This window comes from Enterobacter sp. ENT03, from assembly GCF_019218745.1.
Taxonomy (GTDB): domain Bacteria; phylum Pseudomonadota; class Gammaproteobacteria; order Enterobacterales; family Enterobacteriaceae; genus Enterobacter_D.
In genome coordinates this window covers 241,204-265,356 of the sequence record NZ_JAHUXA010000002.1, presented here as the reverse complement: position 1 = coordinate 265,356, position 24,153 = coordinate 241,204, and the positions used below count along the sequence as shown (strand labels likewise).

18 protein-coding genes are annotated in these 24,153 nt (G+C 56.2%); 12 read left to right on the top strand and 6 right to left on the bottom strand.

What is annotated here, in order from left to right:
- The first annotated feature begins 53 nt into the window (after positions 1–53).
- Both KW828_RS06165 and KW828_RS06160 read left to right on the top strand, forming a co-directional pair.
- The gene (locus tag KW828_RS06165) at positions 54–1,691 is read left to right on the top strand and encodes a sensor histidine kinase (protein ID WP_218335648.1); all 1,638 of its coding nucleotides are present in this window, start codon (positions 54–56) and stop codon (positions 1,689–1,691) included.
- The gene (locus tag KW828_RS06160) at positions 1,681–2,373 is read left to right on the top strand and encodes a response regulator (protein WP_218335575.1); all 693 of its coding nucleotides are present in this window, start codon (positions 1,681–1,683) and stop codon (positions 2,371–2,373) included. Before KW828_RS06165 ends, KW828_RS06160 begins: the two co-directional genes overlap by 11 nt.
- A 112-nt stretch (positions 2,374–2,485) precedes the next feature.
- Here the strand turns inward: KW828_RS06160 and KW828_RS06155 are convergent, their stop codons facing one another.
- Positions 2,486–3,010 (bottom strand): lipocalin family protein, encoded by a 525-nt coding sequence (locus KW828_RS06155; RefSeq protein WP_218335574.1) that lies wholly within the window; start codon positions 3,008–3,010, stop codon positions 2,486–2,488.
- Between the two features lie 444 nt (positions 3,011–3,454).
- On the opposite strand from KW828_RS06155, the gene KW828_RS06150 reads away from it, so the two are divergent.
- A complete protein-coding gene (locus KW828_RS06150) occupies positions 3,455–3,889 on the top strand; it encodes a DapH/DapD/GlmU-related protein (protein ID WP_218335573.1) in 435 nt (144 codons plus the stop codon).
- Positions 3,890–3,938: 49 nt separating this feature from the next.
- Here the strand turns inward: KW828_RS06150 and KW828_RS06145 are convergent, their stop codons facing one another.
- The gene (locus KW828_RS06145) at positions 3,939–4,574 is read right to left on the bottom strand and encodes a hypothetical protein (RefSeq protein WP_218335572.1); all 636 of its coding nucleotides are present in this window, start codon (positions 4,572–4,574) and stop codon (positions 3,939–3,941) included.
- Between the two features lie 493 nt (positions 4,575–5,067).
- Here KW828_RS06145 and KW828_RS06140 point away from each other — a divergent pair, with 493 nt between their 5' ends.
- The 5 genes from KW828_RS06140 to KW828_RS06120 all read left to right on the top strand — a co-directional run bounded on the left by KW828_RS06140 (position 5,068) and on the right by KW828_RS06120 (position 16,663).
- Positions 5,068–5,409, top strand: coding sequence for an anti-adapter protein iraM (locus KW828_RS06140; protein ID WP_218335571.1), 342 nt, complete (start codon positions 5,068–5,070; stop codon positions 5,407–5,409).
- A 296-nt stretch (positions 5,410–5,705) separates the two neighbouring features.
- Complete coding sequence (locus tag KW828_RS06135; RefSeq protein WP_218335570.1) at positions 5,706–7,385, top strand: ShlB/FhaC/HecB family hemolysin secretion/activation protein; 1,680 nt, start codon at positions 5,706–5,708, stop codon at positions 7,383–7,385.
- Positions 7,385–7,933, top strand: coding sequence for a toxin-activating lysine-acyltransferase (locus KW828_RS06130; protein ID WP_218335569.1), 549 nt, complete (start codon positions 7,385–7,387; stop codon positions 7,931–7,933). The genes KW828_RS06135 and KW828_RS06130 overlap by 1 nt, the downstream gene beginning before the upstream one ends.
- Positions 7,926–16,289 carry a hemagglutinin repeat-containing protein gene (locus KW828_RS06125; RefSeq protein ID WP_218335568.1) on the top strand — a complete coding sequence of 2,788 codons (8,364 nt, stop codon included), beginning with the start codon at positions 7,926–7,928 and terminating at the stop codon, positions 16,287–16,289. The genes KW828_RS06130 and KW828_RS06125 overlap by 8 nt, the downstream gene beginning before the upstream one ends.
- A gap of 11 nt (positions 16,290–16,300) precedes the next feature.
- Positions 16,301–16,663: a hypothetical protein gene (locus KW828_RS06120; RefSeq protein ID WP_218335567.1), complete on the top strand. Its 363-nt coding sequence runs from the start codon at positions 16,301–16,303 to the stop codon at positions 16,661–16,663.
- A 247-nt stretch (positions 16,664–16,910) separates the two neighbouring features.
- Here the strand turns inward: KW828_RS06120 and KW828_RS06115 are convergent, their stop codons facing one another.
- The 3 genes from KW828_RS06115 to KW828_RS06105 form a co-directional block, all read right to left on the bottom strand.
- On the bottom strand, positions 16,911–17,273 hold the full coding sequence (locus KW828_RS06115; protein ID WP_218335566.1) for a hypothetical protein: 363 nt from the start codon (positions 17,271–17,273) through the stop codon (positions 16,911–16,913).
- A 17-nt stretch (positions 17,274–17,290) separates the two neighbouring features.
- Positions 17,291–17,566: a hypothetical protein gene (locus KW828_RS06110; RefSeq protein ID WP_218335565.1), complete on the bottom strand. Its 276-nt coding sequence runs from the start codon at positions 17,564–17,566 to the stop codon at positions 17,291–17,293.
- Between the two features lie 193 nt (positions 17,567–17,759).
- A complete protein-coding gene (locus tag KW828_RS06105; RefSeq protein ID WP_218335564.1) occupies positions 17,760–19,550 on the bottom strand; it encodes a diguanylate cyclase in 1,791 nt (596 codons plus the stop codon).
- Positions 19,551–19,683: 133 nt separating this feature from the next.
- On the opposite strand from KW828_RS06105, the gene KW828_RS06100 reads away from it, so the two are divergent.
- Together KW828_RS06100 and KW828_RS06095 are read left to right on the top strand one after the other, a co-directional pair.
- A complete protein-coding gene (locus tag KW828_RS06100; RefSeq protein ID WP_218335563.1) occupies positions 19,684–21,102 on the top strand; it encodes a DNA cytosine methyltransferase in 1,419 nt (472 codons plus the stop codon).
- Positions 21,103–21,227: 125 nt separating this feature from the next.
- The gene (locus KW828_RS06095; protein ID WP_218335562.1) at positions 21,228–22,880 is read left to right on the top strand and encodes a methyl-accepting chemotaxis protein; all 1,653 of its coding nucleotides are present in this window, start codon (positions 21,228–21,230) and stop codon (positions 22,878–22,880) included.
- Between the two features lie 59 nt (positions 22,881–22,939).
- Here the strand turns inward: KW828_RS06095 and KW828_RS06090 are convergent, their stop codons facing one another.
- Complete coding sequence (locus tag KW828_RS06090) at positions 22,940–23,098, bottom strand: YqaE/Pmp3 family membrane protein (protein ID WP_218335561.1); 159 nt, start codon at positions 23,096–23,098, stop codon at positions 22,940–22,942.
- Positions 23,099–23,244: 146 nt separating this feature from the next.
- On the opposite strand from KW828_RS06090, the gene KW828_RS06085 reads away from it, so the two are divergent.
- Both KW828_RS06085 and alaE read left to right on the top strand, forming a co-directional pair.
- Positions 23,245–23,424, top strand: coding sequence for a hypothetical protein (locus KW828_RS06085; protein WP_218335560.1), 180 nt, complete (start codon positions 23,245–23,247; stop codon positions 23,422–23,424).
- Positions 23,425–23,701: 277 nt separating this feature from the next.
- Positions 23,702–24,151: an L-alanine exporter AlaE gene (gene alaE, locus KW828_RS06080; RefSeq protein WP_218335559.1), complete on the top strand. Its 450-nt coding sequence runs from the start codon at positions 23,702–23,704 to the stop codon at positions 24,149–24,151.
- The last annotated feature ends 2 nt before the right edge of the window (positions 24,152–24,153 follow it).

Here is a 24,153-nt window from a genome sequence, read left to right as displayed (position 1 = left end):
CGCCGGAAAAGATGATATATTGCAGAATCTTATTCGATCCGCGCGTGATAATGATGAAAGTATCGTTCCAGATTAAGCTGTTTTTTTCGCTGGTAGCTTTTTTCTCAGTGCTGTTTGCATTGCTGGGAGGCTATTATTATTTCGATGTCGGCAGACAGCTATATCAGGAAATGAGCGCGCGTGCAAAAATACAGGCAGAGGAAATTGCGATTATTCCTTCCCTGCGTAATGAAGTCGCGCAAAAAAATATCAAATCCATTCAGGAGTTCATGCAAAAAATAGCCGCCCGCAGCGATGCGAGCTTTATTGTGATTGGTGATAATAAAGGCCGTCATCTGTTTCATTCGGTTTTTGCCGATCGCGTAGGCACCACCCTGGTCGGCGGCGACAACGACGAGGTGTTACAGGGTAAAAGCACCACCACGATCCGCAAGGGCGGGCTGGGTATTTCGCTGCGCAGCAAAGCGCCCATTTTTAACCAGGCCGGGCAGGTAGTGGGGATCGTTTCGGTGGGGTATCTCACCAGCTATCTTGACACCATTACCGTCAATAAAGTGGTCAATATCCTGATTGCCGCCGTGCTGTTGCTGATCGCGCTGTTTATCTTCTCCTGGTTTTTCACCCACAGTATTAAAAAACAGATCTTCTCCCTGGAGCCACGCGAAATCGGTCTGCTGGTGCGCCAGCAAAAGGCCATGATGGAATCTATTTACGAAGGCGTGATCGCCATCGACAAGGATCTGCGCATTGAAGTGATCAACCAGGCGGCCAGGAAACTACTGAAATTAAGCCAGCCTGCGCGCGAACTACGCGGCCAGCGCATCGGCCAGGTCATCGAACCGGTGCCTTTCTTCACTGTGCCAACCCTGCTGCAAAAAGATACCCACGATGAGATCTGCCGCTTTAACGATCTTACCGTGATTGCCAGCCGGGTGCGGATCATGCTGGAAAATTCCCTTCAGGGCTGGGTGATCACGTTTCGCGATCGCAATGAAATTGACTCGCTGAGCGCCCAGTTAAGCCAGGTAAAACGCTATGTCGATAACCTGCGCATCATGCGCCACGAACAGCTTAACCGCATGACAACGCTTTCCGGCCTGCTGCATATGGGACGCTATGAGGAGGCTATCGGCTACATACAGGCGCAGTCTGAGCACGCGCAAGAATTACTGGATTTTATCTCGTCGCGCTTTAACTCACCGACCCTGTGTGGCCTGCTGTTAGGGAAAGCCGCCCGTGCGCGTGAGAAAGGGGTGGCGCTGAATTTCGATCCCGCCTGCCGGATGGATAAACCCTTCCTGCCGCTGTCGGAAGCGGAATTGATTTCTATCATTGGTAACTTACTGGATAACGCCATCGAAGCGACACAGCGTTCCCCGCTCCCGCATGAGCCGGTAGAAGTGCTGATCAAACTGAACGAGCAGGAGCTGATCCTCGAAGTGGCCGATCAAGGCACAGGCATTACCCCGGCGATCCGTGAGCGGATCTTTGAACGCGGGATCACCACCAAAACGCGCGGCGATCACGGCATTGGCCTGTATCTGATTGAAAGCTATGTCACCCAGGCTGGCGGTACCATCGAAGTGGCCGACAACACGCCGCGTGGCGCGATTTTTTCACTGTTCATTCCCACCGCGGGAACCGCCCGCCGCCCCGCACAGGAACTGGAAGATACCGACTATGCAACATGAACTTATCGACGTATTGATTGTTGAAGACGAGAACGAACTGGCGCAACTGCACGCGGAACTTATCACTAAACACCCGCGCCTGCGTCTGGTGGGCATCGCCTCCTCGCTGGCTGATGCCATGGCACAGCTGGAGAGTAAACAGCCAAAACTGCTGCTGCTGGACAATTATCTGCCCGACGGTAAAGGCATAACGCTTATCAGCAACCCCATGCTGGCGCGCGCCAACTGCTCAGTGATTTTTATTACTGCGGCGAGCGACATGAACACCTGTAGCCTCGCTATTCGCAACGGCGCATTCGATTACATTCTCAAACCCGTCTCCTGGAAACGGCTTAGCCAGTCGCTTGAGCGCTTTGTGCAGTTTGCCGAGCAACAACGGGTATGGAAAATTGTCGATCAGCAGAACGTCGATTCGCTCTACCAGCTACAGGCCAAAAACTACCGTCAGGATAACGGCAGCAAAGGCATTGAAGAGAATACCCTCGCGCGGGTGCAGACGCTGTTTTCTGACCAGGACGCCCATTGTTTCTCTGTGGACGACGTGGTGAACGAAACCGGCCTGAGTAAAACCACCACGCGGCGTTACCTGGAACACTGCGTGGAGATTGGTTTTCTGACGGTAGAGATGCTGTACGGGAAAATTGGCCATCCGCGAAGGATGTATAAGCGCACTGCCGTTTGAGCGCTGGACTGCGCCAGCGCCTTTACCGCATACATCCTGTCCGGTCGCGCTGACAGGTGATGTCAGACCTCACCCGCTCCTCATGCAGGAGCGGTTTCGTTGCCCCGCAAGGTTACTGCTTCACCCACACCAGCTGATCGACCCGGAAGCCCAGCGCACGTGCGGTATTCAGATAATCCTGTTTCACCGCGTCCGGCAGGGTTGGGGTACGCGACAGGATCCACAGATAGTCGCGGTTCGGGCCGCTCACCAGCGCATACTGGTAATTGTCATCCAGCTTGATCACGTTATACCCGCCGTAGAACGGACCAAAGAATGATACTTTCAGCGCAGCAGTGGTTGGCTCGCCGGTGAAATAGGCTTTGCCTTCGCTCTCGCTCCATGCTTTTTTCACCGGATCGTAACCGCGGTTGAGCACGCGGATCCCGCCGTCGCTGCGCTTGCCGTAATCAGCGGTGACCTGCTCCAGCCCGCGCTCGAAGCGATTCTCCAGACGGGCCACTTCGTACCATTTACCAAGATAGCGACTGGCGTCAAAACCGCTGATGGGCTTCACGCCTTTTGGCGGCGTAGGGGATTTGCAGGCGACCAGCGTCAGCGCAATAGCGACACCCGTCACAACAGGCCATAATTTCATGTGAACTCCTTTTATCTGCTTCACGGCTATTAAGTTTAGTGTAAAGGTTACGCACGTTATACGAACCGGCAAAATCCCCAGGATATTGAGAGTATTCTTTAATTTCGCGCGGAGTGTCTTAACGAAACCGCAGGCAGCGCTGCGTGGTGACTACAGACATCGGGCGGCATCTTTGTTAATCTCCCTGCCAGCTATCGCCTCTGACAATATACGCATTGCAGATTGTGCTTAACCCACTGAAATTAATGCGGTCCCCAACTACGGTAATGATAATTGAAAACAATACAGATAATTACGTTTTTACTATCAAAAAAAAGCGCACCATTGAAACAGATATGGCGAGATGAGATCACACCCACGGGGAAATTATCCCTTTTACGGCTGTATATTGCTCATCGATGCAGAACCCGTCACTTTTTGATGTGGTGGCGGCTGGCAAACCACATGTTCGTTCATGGTAATAAGTCGCAAAAACGGGTCGCCCGGAAAATCAACTGGAAACTGCAAAGCCGCTATGCTTCTGAAGTGGGATTGCGTGCCACCATTGGCAAAAAACCTAAATTTATTCACCTGACCGGGGTCGTTATTTCCGATGGCGTCGTCATCGGTGATCATGCGATTATCCACCAGAATGTCACCATCGGCGTCAGAGATGATGACGATCACTCGGTGGCAACCCTTGGCAATAACGTCACCATCGGTGCGAATTCATGTATTCTTGGCGGAGTGAGGATTGGCAATAACGTTAAGATTGGCGCGATGTCTCTGGTACTGTCGGATATAAATGACAATGCGACCTATATCTGCAAAATTCAGCCACTGCTTTTATCCGCGACTGACAGCGCGATAAATCCTGGCGCTTGTGTAGCGTCTGCATGAAGGAGAAACGTGGAATGCCTGCGTAGCCAGCAGGCATTATTACAATAATCTAGCTTTCCATTTTGGTCACGGGTGGACGGCGCAGAGATTCTTTTTCGTTGCGCATAATATCCAGACAAACAATAAAAAGACCAATCATAAAAATATTTTCATAAAGCTCTTCCATCAATTCGCCATAACGGAGATCGTGTAAAAATATCGGCGACAGCAGACGGTGATGTTCAACGGCATCAGCAATTAAAAACGTCGCCACGACGATAATGGACATCCATAACGGTAAACGAAGCGTCCTCAGTCGAAACACAATCGCATTCCGCAGCACGGAGGAAAATATAACGGGCAACACCAGCGCTGCAATTAAGAGCACTGAAATCGTCCGGAATAAAATTCTCGGTTCTTCAGGGAAATAGTCCCGTCCCCAACTGGTACTTCTGCCAAACAGCACCAGCCACCAGACCACTGCCCACAGCCAAAACTGCCTGGATCCGTTCTCCAGCGAGAGCGGTCTGATGTAGAATGCGGTAAAGATCGCGCCAAACAACAGCCATACTGCCTGCCCGTTTTCAATCCATTCCACCACCTTTCCATGAACCAGGGGAATATGCATATCTGCAGCGAAGGGGAACAGAACAGCAAGAAGGATCAGAAAAAAAGCCCCAGCAGAAAAATGTGTTTTCAGTTTCATATGCTTCACGATAAAAGTGCGATAAGGAAAAACTCAATTGATAATAATAACCACTTTATATAAATAAGCATTATCTATGTGTGCTGGTGAGGGTTTCCTGTTAAAAAAAATCTTTTATCGTTAAATATTAACGGGTTGATGATACGCCGCCCCGCCATGCCGGGGCGGTTGTCGCGCACCCGCCTGCGGCCAGAGCGCTAAGATACAGACGGGCAGCAGACAGAAAAGCAAAAGACGCTCTGCCCAGCGGGTCGCAGCCCGCCTTTTATCTGCTTATCCTGCTCAACATTTCGTCCCCCCACCCTCGCCCGCGTCTCTCAATCCGTTAATTGCTTAACGATTAACCTCTGCTATGCAAGGAAATATAAAGAAACCTATTTTTTGTCAGCTTAAGAATGGTTATTAAAGCAGCCTCGACACGACATTCTGAGTCGTTATCCTTAACACCCAGGATAGAGAATAATCCGAAATAAGCTCAGGAGAACCGACACAAATGGAATGGTTTGTAAAACAGGCTCTCGCATGTCCTCAAACAGGTACGGCATTCGCAGCGGTATCCTCTATGCGTAACCTTAATATTATCTTATGGTATCGTGGCGATTACTTTTTGCACAAAGGCAATACATTATCCACGACGCCTGTTGGTCTGACTGCGAATGATCGTAAACGCGATATTAATATCATTCATGCCTTTCCCTTCTCACCCTCGCTGTGGGCGTCCTTCAGAAATAATATTGAGTGTCCCGGAAATAACGATCCGTTTATTCATGACTGTTCTAAAAGACCCGATTGTCGTTTTAAACACTGTCCCTATGGTGCCCAACAGGAAAAATAATATACCGGCTGGCCGCTGAACCAGGGTGTTATGATCTGCCCGTAAAAAGAGTAATGTGCCACCGTATTAAGCCGCGCCCTGAGGGGTGATGCGCGTGGAGCAAAAATCGTCTTAAGCTGCTTCTTATTTGCTGTTTTTCGCTATTTTATCCCTTCCCTACCAGATTTGGGGATGGTTCTGGGCCGCAATGGTCGGGCCTTTAGGATTAATCCCCCTTTTCATCAGACGCTAATTTTTAAACAATTTTACATATCTTCACATTGCCTCCTTTTTCTATTACACAGCGCGGAAGTCCGATGAATTCGTCAAACAAAATAGCGATAATAATATCGGCTGTCAGCAGCCTGTCCGTTCCTTTTTCAGCCCTTGCTGCCGGGCCGGACGATCAATTTATTATTCAGCAACAGCGCCAGCGAGCAATTGAGCAACAGCTTACGCCGCCGGTGCCGGACGTTCGTTTATCGGAGCCGTCTTCCGGGTATGGGCGGATTAATTTCCCCACCGAAACGCCGTGCTTTGCCATTCAGCGCGTTGAAATAAGCGGCAAAGACGCCCTGCCCCGCTGGCTGCCCTTGCAGCATATCGCCAGCCAGGCGGAAGGCCGTTGCCTGGGCGGTAAGGGGATTAACCTGCTGATGAGCACCCTGCAAAACCGTATTGTGGATCACGGCTGGATCACCACCCGCGTGCTGGCTCCGTCGCAGGATTTGAAAAGCGGCACGCTGAAGCTGGCGCTGGTGCCGGGCAATATTCGCCATGTAAAACTGACCGACGACAGCGACGACTATATCCAGCTCTACAGCGCCTTCCCGGCGCATGAGGGCAAACTGCTGGATCTGCGCGACATTGAGCAAGGGCTGGAAAACTTACAGCGTCTGCCCACCGTGGAAGCCAGCATGGAAATTGTCCCCGGTGAAAAACCCGGTGAGAGCGATGTGGTGATCACCCGCAAACAGTCGAAAATGTGGCGTCTGGGGCTGTCACTGGATGACTCCGGCACCACATCGACGGGTCGGTATCAGGGCGGTGCGACCCTGTCGCTGGATAATCCTTTCTCACTGAGCGATCTGCTCTATGTCTCCGCCAGCCACGATCTGGACAATAAAGGCGGCAAAGGCAGCAAGAACTATACCGCGCACTATTCCGTGCCTTTCGGTTACTGGATGCTGGGCATCACCGGCAGCGATTATGACTACCACCAGACGGTGGCGGGTGATAACGCCGATTACCGCTACAGCGGCAAAAGCAAAAACCTCAACGTGCAGTTGAGCCGTGTCCTGCACCGTAGCGGCTCGCAGAAAACCTCGTTCACCTATGAAGTGATGGGGCGCGAAACCCGCAGCTATATCGACGATACCGAAGTGGGTGTGCAACGTCGGCAGACGGCGGCATGGCGCGCAGGCTTGCAGCATCGCCACTACATCGGTCAGGCGACCCTCGACGCGGGCATCAGCTATCAGCGCGGTACCCGCTGGTTTGGCGCGCAACGTGCGCCGGAGGAATACGTGGGAGACGCCACCGCGCTGAGCAAAATCATTCTGCTTAATGCCGGGCTGGATCTGCCGTTTGAGCTTGGCTCACAGCATTTCCGCTACAACGTGCAGTATCAACGCCAGGCGAGCAACACCCCGCTGACGCCGCAGGAGCAGTTCGCGCTCGGCAGTCGCTGGACGGTACGGGGCTTTGACGGCGAGCGCACGCTGAGCGCCAGCCACGGCTGGTATGTGCGTAACGACATCGCCTGGAGCACACCGCTGCCTAATCAGGAACTCTATCTCGGCGCCGACTACGGTGAAGTGGGCGGATACAGCTCAGAGCCGCTGATCGGCAAACATCTGGCAGGCGGCGTCGTCGGGCTGCGCGGCAGCGCGTTCAACACCGGCTACGACCTGTTCGCCGGGCGGCCTTTCTCGAAGCCGGACGGGTTCCGCACCAGTTCCGCTACCCTCGGGTTTAACCTGAATTGGAGCTGGTGATGCGCGTCGGCGAATACGACATCAAAGCCCCGCTGCTCCTCGGCGGGGATGAAAACGAAGCGGAAGTGCTCGGCGCCAGCGTCTGGCTGTGGATGCACTCCCCGCTGCACCGGGATGCACCGCTGCACGCCCTGCCCACGCTGCTGCTGCCGATTATTAAACGCCGCCAGTACGTGCTGGTGGCGAAAGACGAACGGCCGATTTTCTTTTTCAGCTGGGCGTGGCTTAACCCGGAGTCGGAAGCACGCTATCTCACGCGCCCGGCCATTGAAATGCAGGAAGAGGACTGGGACTCAGGCGATCGCATGTGGTGTATCGACTGGATCGCCCCCTTTGGCCATACCCTGGCAATGGGCAGTCTGATCCGCCGCGATCTCTTCCCGGATCACTGTTTCCGCGCCCTGCATCATCGGGGTCAACAGCTCGGCAAACGTGTGTTGATGCTGCATGGCAACCACGTCAACCGCGAACAAGCACACACCTGGCAGCTCGCCCACCCGCTCAGCGTCAACCTGCCGGAAGTTTTTAAAGGAATGCACCATGAATAAGAACCTGTACCGCATCGTTTTCAACAAAGCACGCGGCATGCTGATGGTGGTGGCCGACATCGCCCGCTCAGGCCGCGCGGGTTCTTCCCGTTCTTCGGGCATCGGCCATAACCATAGCCGTCTGATTGGCAAAGTCAGCGCACTGAGCTTTAGCCTGTGGCTGGCGATGGGCGTGGTGCATACGGCGCAAGCGGCGATTGTCGCTAACCCCGGCGCGCCGAAAAACCAACAGCCGACGGTACTAAAAAGCGCTAACGGCACCACGCAGGTCAATATCCAGACGCCATCGAAAGCAGGCGTCTCGCGCAACGACTACACCCAGTTCGACGTCAGCAAGCAGGGGGCGATCCTTAATAACTCCCACAAAAATGTGCAGACGCAGCTGGGCGGCATGGTAACGGGCAACCCGTGGCTGGCAAGAGGCGAAGCGAAGGTCATACTTAACGAAGTCAGTTCCCGCGATCCCAGCAAGCTGAACGGCATGATCGAAGTCGCCGGGCAAAAAGCCCAGGTGGTGATCGCCAACCCGGCGGGCATCACCTGTAGCGGCTGCGGCTTTATCAATACCAATCGCGCCACCCTGACCACCGGTCAGGTGCAAATGAACAACGGCAACCTGACCGGCTATAAGGTAGAACGCGGCGAAGTGGTGGTGGATGGCGCAGGCCTCGACACCTCCGGCGCGGATTACACCGACATCATCGCCCGCTCCGTCAAAGTGAACGCCGGGTTGTGGGCCAAAGATCTGAAAGTCACCACCGGGCGCAACCAGGTGGATGCCGACCACGGCCGCATTATCAAAGGCAGCGACGATGCCGCTACCCGCCCACAGCTGGCGGTGGATGTCTCCAGCCTCGGCGGGATGTATGCCGGTAAGATCCGCATGGTGGGCACTGAACAGGGCGTCGGCGTGCGTAACGCCGGGGCGATTGGCGCGCAGGCTGGCACCGTCACCCTCACCGCTGACGGGCGCATCGAAAACAGCGGCATCACTCGCGGCAGCGAAAACGTCGCGGTGCAGACGGCGGGCGAATTCAGCAACAGCGGCGTGTTGACCGGCGGTAAAAACGTGCAGGTCCGCGCCGCGTCCCTCACCAGCAGCAAAGACAGTGTGCTGGCCGCCGGGGTAAATAACGACGGTAAGCTGGCAGACCGCGGTGATTTACAGCTTGATACTCGCGGGCAACTGACCGCTAACGGTCAGACGCTGGCAGGCGGCAACCTCAGCGCGCGCGGCCAGGGCGTGGATGTCAGCGGTAGCCAGACCCAGGCGAAACGCATGCTGCTGGACGGCGGCGCGGGCGATCTGAACACGCAAAACGCGCAGGTTAACGCCAGCGAACTGACTGTGCGTACCGGAAAACAGCTCAATAACAATGGCGGCAGCCTGAGCGCCGACGCGCTCACCGTTAACGCGGGTAGCCTGTCGAACCAGAAAGGCAAGCTGATCCAGGCCGGCAGCGGCACGCTCGCCGTTACGCTGCCGGGTAACATCGATAACCAGCACGGGCAGATCGCCGCCAACGGCAATGTACAGTTGGGCGCGACGTCCATCGATAACACCGGCGGTCAGCTGCTGGCGGTGGCAGGCGATGCCACGCTCAAGGCCGGGACGATCAACAACCAGGACGGCCTGATCTCCGCCTCGAAGGGCGACGGCGATATTCGCAGCACGGACGTGCTGAACAACACCCATGGCCGTATCGAAGCGGCGAAAACCCAGCGCATTACTGCCGCCGGGCTGGATAACCAGCAAGGGGTGATCGTTGCCGAGGGAGCGACGCTGGCGCTGAATAACGGCACCTTTAACAACCAGGACGGTTCACTGCTGTCGCACGGGACGCTGGATCTCACCAGCGGCGCGATCAATAACCAGAACGGCTTCCTCGCCAGCGGCGGTAACTTTACCCTCACCGGCGGCGATATTGATAACACCGGCGGCCAGCTCGGTTCCGAGCAGGCGCTGGAGGCGCAGTTCGCCACCCTTAATAACCAGAATGGCTCGCTGAAATCCGGTGACGCCATGACGCTGACCGGCGGCACGCTGGATAACCAGAGCGGCACCACGGGTGCGGGCAAGGCGTTAACGCTCACGGCGGATACGGTGCAAAACCAGCAAGGTACGCTGGTGAGCGGCGATACGGCGACCATTAACGCCGGGACGCTGAACAATCAGGGCGGGCAACTGGCCGCGCAACAGGCGCTGACCCTTGACGGCACGACGCTGAACAACGATGACGGCGGTCTGATCCAGAGCGGCGACGCGCTGCGCCTCCGTGCAGACACGCTGAACAACCGTAACAGCGGCGACAAAGGCGGCCTCACTAGCCTCGGCGATATGACGCTGACGGCAGGCGCGTTTGATAACAGCGGCGGCGTGACGCTGGCGGGTAAAAACCTCGATTTCAGCGGCACAACGCTGAACAACCGCGACGGGCAACTGGTCGCCACCGACGGCCTTACCCTCTCCCCCACCGCGTCACTCGATAACACCACCGGGCTGATGCAGGGCAACCGCGTTGACGTCACCACCGCCGGGCTGAACAACACTGGCGGCACGCTGAACAGCCTTGGGGCGCTGACCCTTTCAGGGGATTCAGTGAATAATGCGGGCGGTACGCTGGCGGCGAAAGGTGATGCCGATATTACCGCCGGTACGCTTGATAACCAGAACGGCGGCCGGGTGATCGGCGAATCCGCCACCCGTCTGCACAGCAATAATCTGCAAAACAGCGGCGGGCAGATCCAGTCGCTGGGCGATCTGCTGCTCGACAGTGCGGGCGGCGTGGTAAACAACCTCTCCGGGCTGATCCGCGGCGGCAAAGCGGTGACGGTAAACGCCGTTAACCTTATCAACCAGAATACGCTGGGCGACAATCAGGGGCTGGAAGGCCAGAAGGTGGCGCTCAATACCGGCAGCCTGAATAACCAGAGCGGCAGCATCCTCGCGGATGAGGCCCTGACCGTGCGTAATAACGGTGAACTGAATAACAACGCCGGGGCGCTGGCGTCCTCCGGCCTGCTGGATCTGGGCGGCGACGGGCTGCAATTGCAGAACCAGGGCGGGACAGCGAAAGCCGGTCAACAGTTAACGGTGAACGCCGGTTATATCGACGGCAGCGGCCAGTTGCTGTCGCTGGGTGATATGACGCTTAACAGCGGGCAGTCGCTTAATAACAGCGGCACCCTCGCCGCCAACGGTAACGCGACCGTGACCACCGCAGGCGATCTGACCAACAGCGGCAAACTGCTGGCGGGCGGCGCGCTGGACGTACAAAGCGCCAATATCAACAATACCGCCAGCGGTGAGATCACCGCCGGACGTAACACCCTCAACGCACAGGGTACGCTGGAGAACCGTGGCCTGATCGACGGCAGCATCACACGTCTTAATGCCGGAACGCTGAACAATATCGGCAGTGGACGCATTTACGGCGATGCAGTGGGCGTTAACGCCGGGACCTTTAATAACCTGACGGAAAACGGCACGGCGGCTACGCTTGCCGGGCGCGAGCGTGTTGATCTGGGCGTGCAGACCCTGAACAACCACGATCACGCGCTGATCTACAGCGCAGGCGAAATGGCGATTGGCGGCGCGCTGGATGACAAAGGTGTTGCCACCGGCCGCGCGGCGTCGCTCAATAACCACAGTTCCACCATCGAATCTGCGGGCAACATGACGATCAACGCCGGGCAGATCAACAACATTAACGATCATTTCTCCACCGCGCTGGTGACGGTTTCCCAGGAGCAACTGACCGAGTATCAGCACAAAGGCTCCACCGACCGCTGGAGAGCGGGCGATGAAGGCGTCTTCGTTGACCGCAACTCCGCCGATCGCCTGCGCAACCTCAACACCCCCGGCAAAACCGGACACGGTAACGACAACTTCAATCAGTATGACTTCACCCGCACGGTAGAAGAGACACGCATTCAGGAGAGCGATCCGGCGAAGATCCTCGCAGGCGGCAATCTGACCCTTAACGGCGATCAACTGTTTAACGATAACAGCCAGGTTGTCGCAGGCGGAACGCTTAACACGGACGGCGTCACTGTCGTGAAAAACGATGGCGTGGGCGGCGAACGCCATACCACCGATGTCGGTACGGTCACCCACTATCACCGTATTCGCCACAAAGGCAGCGATGAACAGGGTCGTGACAAAACCGCCTATGTGCCACCAACGGCGATCCAGTTGATCACCCTCAGACCGGGCCAGTTGGTCAGCAACGGCAGCGTAGAAGGCAGCAATATTCCCCTTAATCCGTTACAGACACCGGGCACCGACGTCACTATTGATCGGGCGAATCTGGTTAACGCCGGTGTCAATGATGCCGGTCATGCGCCGTGGCAGCAGACCGTCTCGCCGGGAGAACCGGTTACGCCGCCTGCCGGACAGCAGTTTGAAGTCAATCCGGCGCAGGGCGCGATCCGCATCGTCGGCGCGAATACCGCGCTGCCGGATAACAGCCTGTTTAAGGTGAATCCATCGGTAGACGTGCCGTATCTGGTGGAAACCGATCCGCGCTTCACCAACGAGCGCCAGTGGCTCGGCAGCGACTATATGCAAAACGCCTTTAGCAACAATGGCGACAACACCATCAAGCGTCTGGGCGATGGCTACTACGAGCAGCGGCTGGTGCGTGAGCAGGTGGTGGGCATCACCGGTCAGCGCTACCTCGACGGCTACAACAATGACGAAGAGCAGTTTAAAGCGCTCATGGATAAAGGCATCACCTTCGGCAAACAGTACTCGCTGAAACTGGGCGTGGCGCTGACGCCGGAGCAGATGGCGTTACTGACCGGCGATATTGTCTGGCTGGTGAACACCCGCGTGCAGATGCCGGACGGCTCTCAGCAAAACGTGCTGATCCCGCAGGTGTACGCGAAAGTGAAACCGGGCGACATCGACGGCTCCGGCGCGCTGATCGCCGGCAACAATGTGTCAATGAAGCTTAATGGCGATCTGTTTAACTCCGGCACCATCGCCGGACGCCGCGTGCTGCAACTCGATGCCGAGAACATCACTAACCAGGCGGGCCGGATCCAGGGCGCGGATGTGCGCCTGAATGCCCGCCGCGACATTAACAATATCGACGGGGCGATCGTCGGCAACGACACGCTGCTGGCAAACGCAGGCCGCGATCTCAACGTCACCAGCACGGTGAGAAGTGCTGAGAGCGTCAGCGGTGAGAACAGCTTCACCCGTACCACCATCAACAGCGTTTCCGGCATTTACGTGCAGGGGGATGACGGCAAACTGGCGTTGCAGTCCGGGCGGGACATTACCCTGACCGGCGCCCAGGTGATCGCCAGCGGTGAAAACGGCAAGGCGCAGCTGGTGGCCGGACGCGATCTGAATCTCGATACCGTCACTACCGCGCGCGGCGACAAGCTGGTGTGGGATGCGGATAACAGCCTGACGCAAAGCAGCCGCGATCATACCGGCAGCCAGGTCGTCGCCAGCGGTGGCGTGGTGCTGGGCGCAGGCAATGACATTAATGCCCGTGGCGCGGCGGTGAAAACTGACGGCGCGCTCGCCATGCGTGCCGATCACGACGTCAACATCGAAGGTGTGCTCAACGACAGCACGCTGGATGAGCGGCATAAAGTGGTGGGCGGCAACGGCTGGTTGTCGAAAACCACCACCAAAACACGCGATACCGTGGACAGACAACAGGTGCAGGGCAGCGAACTGAGCGCGGGATCGGTGAACATCGTGGCGGGCAACAACCTGACCGTCGCGGGCAGTAATGTCGTCGGCACTGACGACGTCGCCCTGCGCGCGGGCAACGATCTGACCCTCACCACGATGGGCGGGCGCAACGACGAAACGCACCTCCGGCAGGAGAAAAAATCTGGCCTGTTAAGCTCTGGCGGCATCGGCTTTACCGTCGGCTCACGCCAGGAAACCACCGAGCAGGCGAGCCAGGCGAAAGCCGGTCAGGGCTCGATGGTCGGCAGCCTGCAAGGGGATACCGTGCTGATTGCCGGTAATGACTACCGTCAGACGGGCAGCAGCGTCGCCTCGCCGAACGGCAACGTCGGCATTCAGGGGAAAAATGTCACCATCGAGGCGGCGCAGGACACCTACGCCTCGCAGTACAAACGTACCGTTGAACAGAAAGGCTTTACGCTGGCGGTGAACGTGCCGGTGGTGCAGGCGCTGCAAAGCGTGGTTAACACCACGCAGACCGTCGGTAAGAGTAACGACGATCGCGTGAATATGCTGGCCGCCGCCAACGCCGCATGGGACAGCGCGCGGGCAGCCAGCACCATGATGAACGCCGCGCAGGGCGTGATGGATAACGGCGCTCAGGCGATGGCGCAGAACGTCAGCGTTTCCCTCACCTACGGGCAGAGTAAACAGACCAACACCGAAGACACCAATCGTACCAGCGCGCTCGCCAGTAAAGTGAACGCCGGGAAACAGGCGATTGTGGTGGCGACCGGCGGCGAGCAGTCCGACATCAATATCATCGGCTCCGACGTCAGCGGTAAACAAGGCACCACGTTGTTTGCGGATAACGACGTCAATATCGTTGCCGCCCAACAGGAGAGTCATACCCGCAGCGACAATAAATCCAGCGGCTGGAACGCCGGGGTCGCGGTGAGCTACGGCCAGGGGGGTGCCTCCTTCGGCGTCACCGCGGGTGCTAATAAAGGCAAAGGCTATGGCAACGGTGACGACGTTTACTGGCGCAACAGCCATGTCGGCGATCTGGACGGTTTCACCTCGATCACCAGCGGCGGCACCACCACGCTGCGCGGCGGCCAGGTACTGGGTAAAGGCGTGGATATTACGGCGGAAAACCTGAATATCGAAAGCCTCCAGGACACCTCGCGCTACGAGGGCAAGCAGAAAGATATGGGCGGCCAGGTCACCGTCGGCTTTGGTTTCTCCGCGTCGGGCAACTATAGCCAGTCGAAGGTCAATGCTGATTACGCCTCAGTGCAGGAGCAGTCCGGCGTCTTTGCGGGTGAAAACGGCTATAACATCAACGTGAAAGATCATACCGACCTGAAAGGCGGGCTGATCACCTCCAGCGAAAGCGCTGAACTGGCGGGCAGAAACCAGCTCAGTACCGGTACGCTGAGCTGGAGCGATATTAACAACCGTTCTGAATACGAAGGCAACGGCTTTGGCATTGGCGGCTCTATGAGCATGAACGCCGATCTGGGTCTGGGGGATCATGCCGCCCGTCAGAACAACAAAACCGTCACCACCGAAGAGGGCTACCAGCTTCCGGCAAATGGCTATGCCTCGCTGGATAAGAATGTCAGCTTCGGTATCGGGCACGACAGTGACAGCGACAGCTCAGTCACCCGTAGCGGCATCAACACCAGCAATATCACCCTCACCCGCCCGGCTGACCAGCAGCAGGCTATCGAGGGCGTTAAGACGGACATCACCACGGAAACCGCCGCGGCGAACTCCGGTAAGCTGGCCAACAACTTCGATAAAGACAAGGTGTTGAAAGAGCTGAACCTGCAGGTAAAAGTGACGCGCGATTTCAAAGAGAACGCCAACAACCAGATTAATTCTTACCTGGATGGTAAGCAGGCAGCGGCGCGCGCTGATTTGCATGCGGCGATCGAGTCTGGCGATGTCGAAAAACGCGATGCCGCACTGGCGGAAGTCTATAAGCTCCAGTATCAGCGCCGCTTCCTGCAAACGCTGGTGGGCGTGGTGGCCGGTTCGCCGGACGCGGCCATTACGCAGGGTACGCTCTCGCTGGCCGCCACGAAAATGCGTGAGGAGACGATTAAAAACTCGATGTTATTCGGCGGGATTGAAGATAAAGGCGGAAATGTTGACAGCAATATTTCGGGTAAAAGTAACGGCTTGTATGACGGTATCAAAGCGGGCGGTGTCAGGGTATCCCTGGATATTTATTGCGACGGCAATAATGAACGCTGCCAGACCGTTAACAATAATCCTAAGATCCTGCAACTCAATGACAAAGGCCGTGTTATCTACACTGGCACACCGAAACTCGATACGCTGGAAAAACTTCGTGCGGATCCCCTTGCCGACGGCCTTTTCGGACCTACCGGCGGCTTCCAGGGGAGCGACGGTAAGTTAACATTTTTCGGTACGTATAAGCCGGGAAGCTTCTTTGGGGATATAGGCGATAATATTGTCGAAAGCTTTGCCGGGACGCACGATTTCATCGGTGGACAAGTACCGGGATTCTACGACGCACTGGGTAACACCTCCCGCGATCGCGGTACTTTTACCAATATTGCTGCGGAAACCTGGACCGTTGCCGCTATCCCTGTTGCCGCGCCCTTTGCGATGAGTGAACTGGTGTCGCCTGAGCTGCTGGACTTTATCTTTGCGGCATCACGCTAAGGATGTGTTGAATGAGGGGACATCGCGCAGTCGTTATGGCCTGTTTTTTCGGATTGACCGGCTGCGTCGTGGCGGATATGGACGCTTCTAACTACGACTACGTGCCGTGGATAAAATTGTTCCAGAAACCTGACGCTGCCGGGCGCACCAACGCCTGGCAGCGTAAAACCGATCTGTATGCCTGCGGCGTTAACCCGAAAGCGGATCTGGACGATCCGCACTGGAGCCTGAACGGTTCGTATGCGGGTGAAACGTCTGAACAGTTCAATGCCCGGCGCAATCAGGTGTTGAGCTGTATGAAAGGCAAGGGCTATCAAGTTTATGGTTTTGCAGAGTGTGGACCACTGAAAGCGCCCACCGGAAAATGTACCTAAGCTTTCAGTCAGGCCTCCGTTACGCAGACGCTTCGCTCGCCAGTGAATATTTGAAGATGCTGGGTAGCCAGGCTTCTGAATACATCGACTTTGTTGCGGAAAACTCTTTCAAAAGCAAGACGTTAAAATATAGCGAAAATGTCAGAAATCATTGATACCAGCAATCCATGGTAATAGGTTTCTGGCGGAAAGGGGAAGGAAAGAAGGGGAAGCAATTCCCCGCAACCGCCGAGAGGATTGCTTTTTGTTACTGATAGATCGTCGTAAGCCTGTACAACGCATTGACGTAATCTTGTCTGGGGCTGGTGTAATAAAGGACCGCTATTTGAGGCCCGCTGTCATCAAAAAAACATAGATAGTCCGTTTCTTTATCAAAGTATTTCTTAACCGGGATACCGATATTAGCCAGATCCACATCGAAACCCCAGGTTACAAGGCCATCCGCTATGCTGCTGATCGAACGGCCCACCAGAGTTTCGATAAACATCTGGGCCTGCTCCGAGCAATATTCATAGCTGTGCCCCTGCCGGAGCATTGCACTGCGTTTAAAATGCTTGATTTCTTCCAGTGCTATGACGGCCGTTTCGGCCAAAATTACAGACTTTTTCATTACTGCTTTTCCTTTTGTTATTCATCTGCCGCCCTCATCCGTCGAAGGACTTCTTCTGGAGTCGAATGTCTGCCCTGTGCGATGTCCAGCTTCGCTCGTGTAATGATTTTTCCCAGTGCTTTCACCTGACGTTCCTGCTCAATCTGAGCCAGTTCCGCTTCGCGCTCTGCCGCTGTCTGAATGAACAGTTCAGCGACCCCATTGCGAGTGATGTAGACCCCGCCGTGGAAAAGATCTGGATTACCCAGACTTTCGCGGGCTGATTTCTGGGACATGGTTTGCGTTGATTTCATTTAATTGCTCCTGACAGGTCATGTGGGTGCCTGGTTCACTATCCGGGACAGTCACTCCGGATGGTTAATTTTACTCCAGCCAGGCAAAAAGGTGCAAATTAATTACAAATTTTACCCCTATCTAGTTTCCTCCATCTGCATGACAGAACACGCGCTAATTCTGCGCATGCAAGCCTCGTTTGCATCTCTGCCCTCATTCCCCTTCTTTCGCCAGACTTTTCGCCATCACAATTTGCCCGCGCCCGCGCTCTTTTGCCAGATAGAGCGCCAGGTCGGCGGTACGGATAAGATTGTCGGCGCGGGCGTGTACCGGCCAGGTGGCGATACCGATAGAAACCGCCACCGGGCCAATTTCCTGCGCCTCATAGACGAGCGACTGTGATGAGATGGCCATCAGCAGTCGGCTGGCGACGGTTTGCGCCTGGGCTTCGTTCATTTCCGGCAGGATCACCAGAAACTCTTCCCCGCCATAGCGAAACGCCATGCCGCGCTCGTTTAACGCATGCTGGATCACCCGCGCCGTTTCCCGCAGCACCTGATCGCCCGCTTCGTGCCCGTAGGTGTCATTGAGGCGTTTAAAGTGATCGATGTCGAGCATCAGGCAACTGAGCATGCTTTTTTTCGCTTCCGCACGGCCAAGCAGCGTACGCAGGGTTTCTTCCAGATGGTAACGATTGTGCAGCCCGGTGAGGGAGTCGTACATCGCCCGCTCGGTCAACGTGTCGCGCAGCTTCTGGTTAGCCAGCGACAGCGCCAGGGTTTCGGCGATCAGTTCAAGATAGGTGTAAGGCGGCTCTTTCTCCGGCGCATGGTTTTCGAAAGTCAGCAAACCGATGATCGTGTTTTGCGCGATCAGCGGTACACAGATTGCCTTGCCGGCGATGTCGGGGGCCAGGTGTTCGCAGGGCACATCCACCGTATCCCGCGCCGGGCTGTGAAGCTGCCCGCGTTTGAGCGCCCAGCAGTGATCCGGTGTAAAGGGCGTGTCGTCACCGGAGGGCGACAGCCAGCTCGACATGCAGACCATACGGTTCGCGCGCCGGTCCAGCATATACAGCCGCCCGCTCATCTCCGGGATGATTTGCGGTACGAACAGCGCGACCACTTTCAGAATGCTGTCCCGGGTATCACAGCCCTGGAGCCGCTGCGTCATGCGGGCCAGCAGATTGCGCGTCACCCAGTCGGCGTCGCGCTCGCGCTCCAGCCGCTGGCGGATCAGACCATTCTCGCGGAAGATACGGATCGCCTGCGCCATGTCGCCGATTTCGTCCACCTGCGCCAGCACCGGTGTTTCGACATCGTAATCCTGCGAAGCCAGCCGGTTAACCACATCACTGAGCGTCACCACCGGACGCAGAATACGGTGCTTGATGATAAAGCCGAGCACAAACAGGAACAGCAGTGCAGTCAGCGCAACCATGATTTCTGACAGGGATCGCAGCCACTGGGATTTTTTAGTGGCTTCACCGATCGCCACCTGCGCCCGCTGATCGAGCAGTTGCCGGAAGTGATCGAAACGGTACTGCGCCTGATCGAGCTGCTGCTCGTAATCCGCGCTGAACACGATCTTCATCCCTTCAGCGGCCACCCCGCGCTCAACGGCCCCCAGCGCCGCCTGCTGTTCATCTTCCAGTTCTTTCATCACCACCAGCGCATCGCGCAACAGCAGCAGTTCATCCGGCGAAGCACCGGCATCTTTCACCGCCACCAGATGCTTTTCCAGCGACCGCTCTGTTTTAAATCCGACTTTTAATTGCTGGATCTCGTCAGCATTCGGCGTGATGACGATCGAGCGCGTCAGTTCGCTTAACACGAACGCTTCGGTTTCAATCTCTTCGGTAAGTTTATCCAGCACATAGCGCTGCTCTACGGCGTTACGCTCCGCGCGGTCGGCGCTGGACGCCATAAACAAGGCCACGCCGGAGGCGAGCGTCAGAATAACCGTCGCGACATAGGCGACATTGGTAATAGTTGCAATACGCACAAAGTACCCTTAAGGCCACCAGAGGGGTGAAATCAGAGTATAGCAATGGCAAAAAAAGCAGCGCGGGACAAATGAAATGAGGCGCTGGGTCAAATGAGTGATATATTTTCACGCATTAAACCAAGGAGATGCTATGTCGGAATTTGATGTCATTGCTCAGGATCTGCTGGCGCAGGCAGAAGAGCAGGATCAGCAGGCGCGTGACAGAGCGCTGCTGGACAGCGTGCTGGCGATCTACGGACAAAAATATGTGGCCGAGCAGCTGCGTAAGCTCGGCAAAAATGACTGGAGCCGGGAAACCCTCAACCGCTGGGTGAACGGCAAATGCGCCCCCAAATCCCTGACCAGCAGTGAAGAAGCGTTGCTGCGTAAAATGTTGCCTTCCCCCCCCGCCCATCACCCCGACTATGCGTTCCGTTTTATCGATTTATTCGCCGGGATCGGCGGCATCAGACAGGGTTTTGACGCCATCGGCGGCCAGTGCGTGTTCACCAGCGAGTGGAACAAAAACGCGGTGCGCACTTACAAAGCCAACTGGTATAACGACGAGGCGGCGCACACCTTTAACAGCGACATCCGGGAAGTGACCTTAAGCGATAAGCCGGACGTCACCGAGGCGCAGGCCTACGCGCATATTGACTGCACCATCCCCGATCATGATGTTCTGCTCGCCGGTTTTCCCTGCCAGCCGTTCAGCCTCGCGGGCGTCAGCAAGAAGAACGCGCTGGGCCGCGCCCACGGTTTTGAGTGCGAGGCGCAGGGCACGCTGTTCTTTGACGTGGCGCGCATCATCAAAGCCAAGCAGCCAGCGATTTTTGTCCTCGAAAACGTCAAAAACCTGAAGAGCCACGATAAGGGCAAAACCTTCAGCGTGATCATGCAAACGCTGGACGAGCTGGGCTACGACGTGGCGGATGCCGCGATGAGTGGCAAAGATGATCCGAAAATCATCGACGGTAAGCATTTTTTACCCCAGCACCGCGAGCGCATTGTGCTGGTGGGTTTTCGCCGCGACCTGAACATTCACAGCGGTTTTACCCTGCGCGACATCAAACGCTTTTATCCGGCGCAGCGGCCGACCTTCGGCGAGCTGCTGGATCCGGTGGTGGACAGCAAATATGTGCTGTCGGAAAAGCTGTGGGATTTTCTTTACCGTTACGCCAAAAAACATCAGGCGAAAGGCAACGGTTTTGGCTTCGGGCTGGTGGATCCCACGCGCCCGGAGGTGGTCACCCGTACGTTGTCCGCGCGCTATCACAAAGATGGATCGGAGATCCTCGTCGATCGCGGCTGGGATCAGGCGCTGGGTGAAACCGCGTTTGCCGATCCGGCGAATCAGGCGCGGCGTCCTCGTCGGTTGACGCCGGTGGAGTGCGCACGGCTGATGGGCTTTGAAACCCCCGGCGGACGCCCGTTCCGTATTCCGGTATCTGATACCCAGGCCTACCGCCAGTTCGGTAATTCCGTGGTCGTGCCGGTGTTCGCCGCGGTGGCCCGTCTGCTGGAGCCGTATATCGCCCGCGCCGTTGATCTGCGCAATACGGGCCAGTGATCCCCCGCCCCGGAAAACACTACCGGGGCTACATTTTATGCACATGTTAACCAAATGTTCATAAAGATCCCCCTGCCGCCGTCGATAACCTTTATGCATTTGCGGATCATTAACGGACGGCTGTCATGCTTAAAAATATTAAGGTCATCACCGGCATCATCCTCGCGCTTTCCATTTTCTGCATCCTGCAGGTGGTGACGGGTGGGTTGTTCTATTCTGCGGTTGATAACGATCGCAGCAACTTTCAACAATATGGCGTACTGAACGCGCAGCAGGAAAATCTTAGCGACAGTGTGAACACCCTCGTCAAAACCCGCGTCACTGTGACCCGCGTTGCGATCCGTTTTCTGAAAAATCAGCGCGATCCCGCCTCACTGGCGGCCATCGATAAATTGCTGACCACGGCAGGCGATTCACTCAGCAAATCAGAAGGTTATTTCAACAGCTATAAAAGCACTGAACGTATCGGCGGGCAGAATGGCGCGGTTGCCGCCCAGATGGAGAAAAACTGGCGTCAGATGCACGATGTGTTGCAGATGTCGATCCAGTATCTGAAAGCCAATAATTACGAAGCGTACGGCAATCTGGATGCGCAGCAGGCGCAGGATGAGATGGAAGCGAGCTACGCCCAGTGGCGTACAGAAAATAATGGCCTGCTGAAAGCCGCCGCCGCGCAGAATCAGCACAGCTTTAGCCAGATGCAGTGGACGCTGGGCACCATTTTGCTGGTGATGATCGCGGTATTTGTCGTGATCTGGCTGGGGCTGCAACACATGCTGCTCAAACCGTTACAGGGCATGCTGGCGCATATTCGCGCTATCGCCGGGGGCGATCTGACCCGTCAGATCGACGCTGACGGGCGCAACGAAATGAGCCAGTTAGCCAGTGGTCTGCATGAGATGCAGCAGTCGCTGGTGTCCACCGTCAGCGCGGTGCGCAGCAGTTCCGACTCGATCTACACCGGCGCGGGAGAGATCTCCTCCGGGAATAACGATCTCTCCGCGCGTACCGAGCAGCAGGCGGCGTCGCTGGAAGAAACCGCAGCCAGCATGGAGCAGCTGACGGCGACGGTGAAACAGAACACCGATAACGCCCGTCAGGCCGCTCAGCTGGCGCGCACGGCTTCGGAAACCGCGGATCGCGGTGGTCAGGTGGTCACCAACGTGGTGCGCACCATGAATGATATTGCCGACAGTTCGCAGCAGATCGTGCAGATCACCAGCGTGATTGACGGTATCGCCTTCCAGACCAATATCCTCGCCCTTAATGCGGCGGTAGAAGCGGCACGAGCCGGGGAACAGGGTCGCGGATTTGCGGTAGTGGCGGGTGAAGTGCGTACGCTGGCCAGTCGCAGCGCCAGCGCCGCGAAAGAGATCAAAGCGCTGATCGAGAAATCCGTCAGCCGCGTGGATACCGGCTCGTCACAGGTCGCCGAAGCGGGGGAAACGATGAAAGAGATCGTTAATGCCGTCACGCGCGTGACCGATATTATGGGCGAGATCGCTTCGGCGTCGGATGAGCAGAGCCGCGGCATTGAGCAGGTGAGCCTGGCGGTATCGCAGATGGACAGCGTTACGCAGCAGAACGCCGCGCTGGTGCAGGAATCCGCCACCGCCGCAGCGGCGCTCGAAGAGCAGGCCGATCAACTGCGTCAGGCTGTTGCCGTGTTTCAGGTGAACGACACGCTGCGTCGCCCGGTTACCACAGCGGCAAAAGCGAAAACTACGCTGCGCCCGGCGGTGGCGACCGCCGGTGATGCGAACTGGGAAACGTTTTAAGCGGTAAGTAAGACTGGCGGGCAGGACGCCCTGCCCGCCGGAAAGAAAGCTTAGAAAGCTTAGTTACGTGACTGCACCCAAAACGCGTGAATAAGACCGGGGATATAACCCAGCAGCGTCAGGATAATGTTCAGAATGAAGGCCCAGCCTAAGCCTTTCCCCAGTAATACGCCCAATGGCGGAAGAATGATGGTAATAATTATACGCCACAAACCCATAACGACTCCCTTGCAAGCAAAATCCAGGCTATTGTAAAAAAAGACAATTTCTCTTTAAGCGTAGTCATTGTGGCAGGTATCGCCAGTTTCGACTTATGCTTTTACTCTGCTTTACGCAGTCATGCTTTTAATAAAGGAGTGCAATTATGTTTTCAGCAGGCGATCTGGTGCAACCGCGTATGGGCGGCCCCAAACTGAAAGTTATTGAAGTCAACGACGATCAAATCGTCGCCGTTCGCGTTAGCGATGAACAGGGTGAAAAGTTCACGCTGAAAGCGGTGGACGTCACGCCGTATAAAGAAGACGGGGATTTTGGCGTCTGCTAATTCGCGTCTTTTCAGCATGCGGTGAGTCTGCTCACCGCCTTTTATACAACCCATTGATTATAAAATGATTTACCCCTCCCCCCGCGCAAAATAACGCAGCGCGAAAAAATCGCCCGTCCACAGAGTATTTTATTAACAAAAGCGCGTTAAATAAAAATTAATCGCTAATTGTGTGTTTTCAGGTAGCGATATACTCTATCCACATTAAATAACACCCTTCTTTACGCTGGTTAAGCCGGCGAATAACCCGATATTATTTCCTCACAGGAGCGTTAACATGTTCTCTCCGCAGTCTCGCCTGCGTCACGCCGTAGCCGACACCTTTGCCATGGTGGTCTACTGTTCGGTGGTGAACATGTTGATTGAGATTTTCCTGTCGGGCATGAGTTTTGAGCAGTCGCTCTCATCGCGGCTGGTGGCGATCCCGGTCAATATCCTGATTGCCTGGCCCTATGGCCTGTACCGGGACGCGATTATGCGCATGGCGCGCCGTCATACCCCGGCAGGCTGGATGAAAAACCTCGCGGACATCGCCGCCTATGTGACCTTTCAGTCACCGGTTTACGTGGCGATTTTGCTGACGGTGGGCGCAGAATGGCACCAGATCGTGGCGGCGGTGAGCTCAAATATCGTGGTATCGATGCTGATGGGTGCGGCCTACGGCTACTTCCTTGATTACTGCCGTCGCCTGTTCAGAGTGAGTCGTTACCACCAGGCGAAAGCCTGATG

What these genes read in the sequence shown, in the direction of transcription:
- KW828_RS06100 (WP_218335563.1), top strand. Translation starts at nt 19,684, where the DNA reads ATGTCGGAATTTGATGTCATTGCTCAGGATCTGCTGGCGCAGGCAGAA.
- KW828_RS06160 (WP_218335575.1), top strand. Translation starts at nt 1,681, where the DNA reads ATGCAACATGAACTTATCGACGTATTGATTGTTGAAGACGAGAACGAA.
- KW828_RS06130 (WP_218335569.1), top strand. Translation starts at nt 7,385, where the DNA reads ATGCGCGTCGGCGAATACGACATCAAAGCCCCGCTGCTCCTCGGCGGG.
- KW828_RS06150 (WP_218335573.1), top strand. Translation starts at nt 3,455, where the DNA reads ATGTTCGTTCATGGTAATAAGTCGCAAAAACGGGTCGCCCGGAAAATC.
- KW828_RS06095 (WP_218335562.1), top strand. Translation starts at nt 21,228, where the DNA reads ATGCTTAAAAATATTAAGGTCATCACCGGCATCATCCTCGCGCTTTCC.
- KW828_RS06110 (WP_218335565.1), bottom strand. Translation starts at nt 17,566, where the DNA reads ATGAAATCAACGCAAACCATGTCCCAGAAATCAGCCCGCGAAAGTCTG.
- KW828_RS06155 (WP_218335574.1), bottom strand. Translation starts at nt 3,010, where the DNA reads ATGAAATTATGGCCTGTTGTGACGGGTGTCGCTATTGCGCTGACGCTG.
- KW828_RS06140 (WP_218335571.1), top strand. Translation starts at nt 5,068, where the DNA reads ATGGAATGGTTTGTAAAACAGGCTCTCGCATGTCCTCAAACAGGTACG.
- KW828_RS06165 (WP_218335648.1), top strand. Translation starts at nt 54, where the DNA reads ATGAAAGTATCGTTCCAGATTAAGCTGTTTTTTTCGCTGGTAGCTTTT.
- KW828_RS06145 (WP_218335572.1), bottom strand. Translation starts at nt 4,574, where the DNA reads ATGAAACTGAAAACACATTTTTCTGCTGGGGCTTTTTTTCTGATCCTT.
- alaE (WP_218335559.1), top strand. Translation starts at nt 23,702, where the DNA reads ATGTTCTCTCCGCAGTCTCGCCTGCGTCACGCCGTAGCCGACACCTTT.
- KW828_RS06125 (WP_218335568.1), top strand. Translation starts at nt 7,926, where the DNA reads ATGAATAAGAACCTGTACCGCATCGTTTTCAACAAAGCACGCGGCATG.
- KW828_RS06135 (WP_218335570.1), top strand. Translation starts at nt 5,706, where the DNA reads ATGAATTCGTCAAACAAAATAGCGATAATAATATCGGCTGTCAGCAGC.
- KW828_RS06085 (WP_218335560.1), top strand. Translation starts at nt 23,245, where the DNA reads ATGTTTTCAGCAGGCGATCTGGTGCAACCGCGTATGGGCGGCCCCAAA.
- KW828_RS06120 (WP_218335567.1), top strand. Translation starts at nt 16,301, where the DNA reads ATGAGGGGACATCGCGCAGTCGTTATGGCCTGTTTTTTCGGATTGACC.
- KW828_RS06090 (WP_218335561.1), bottom strand. Translation starts at nt 23,098, where the DNA reads ATGGGTTTGTGGCGTATAATTATTACCATCATTCTTCCGCCATTGGGC.
- KW828_RS06115 (WP_218335566.1), bottom strand. Translation starts at nt 17,273, where the DNA reads ATGAAAAAGTCTGTAATTTTGGCCGAAACGGCCGTCATAGCACTGGAA.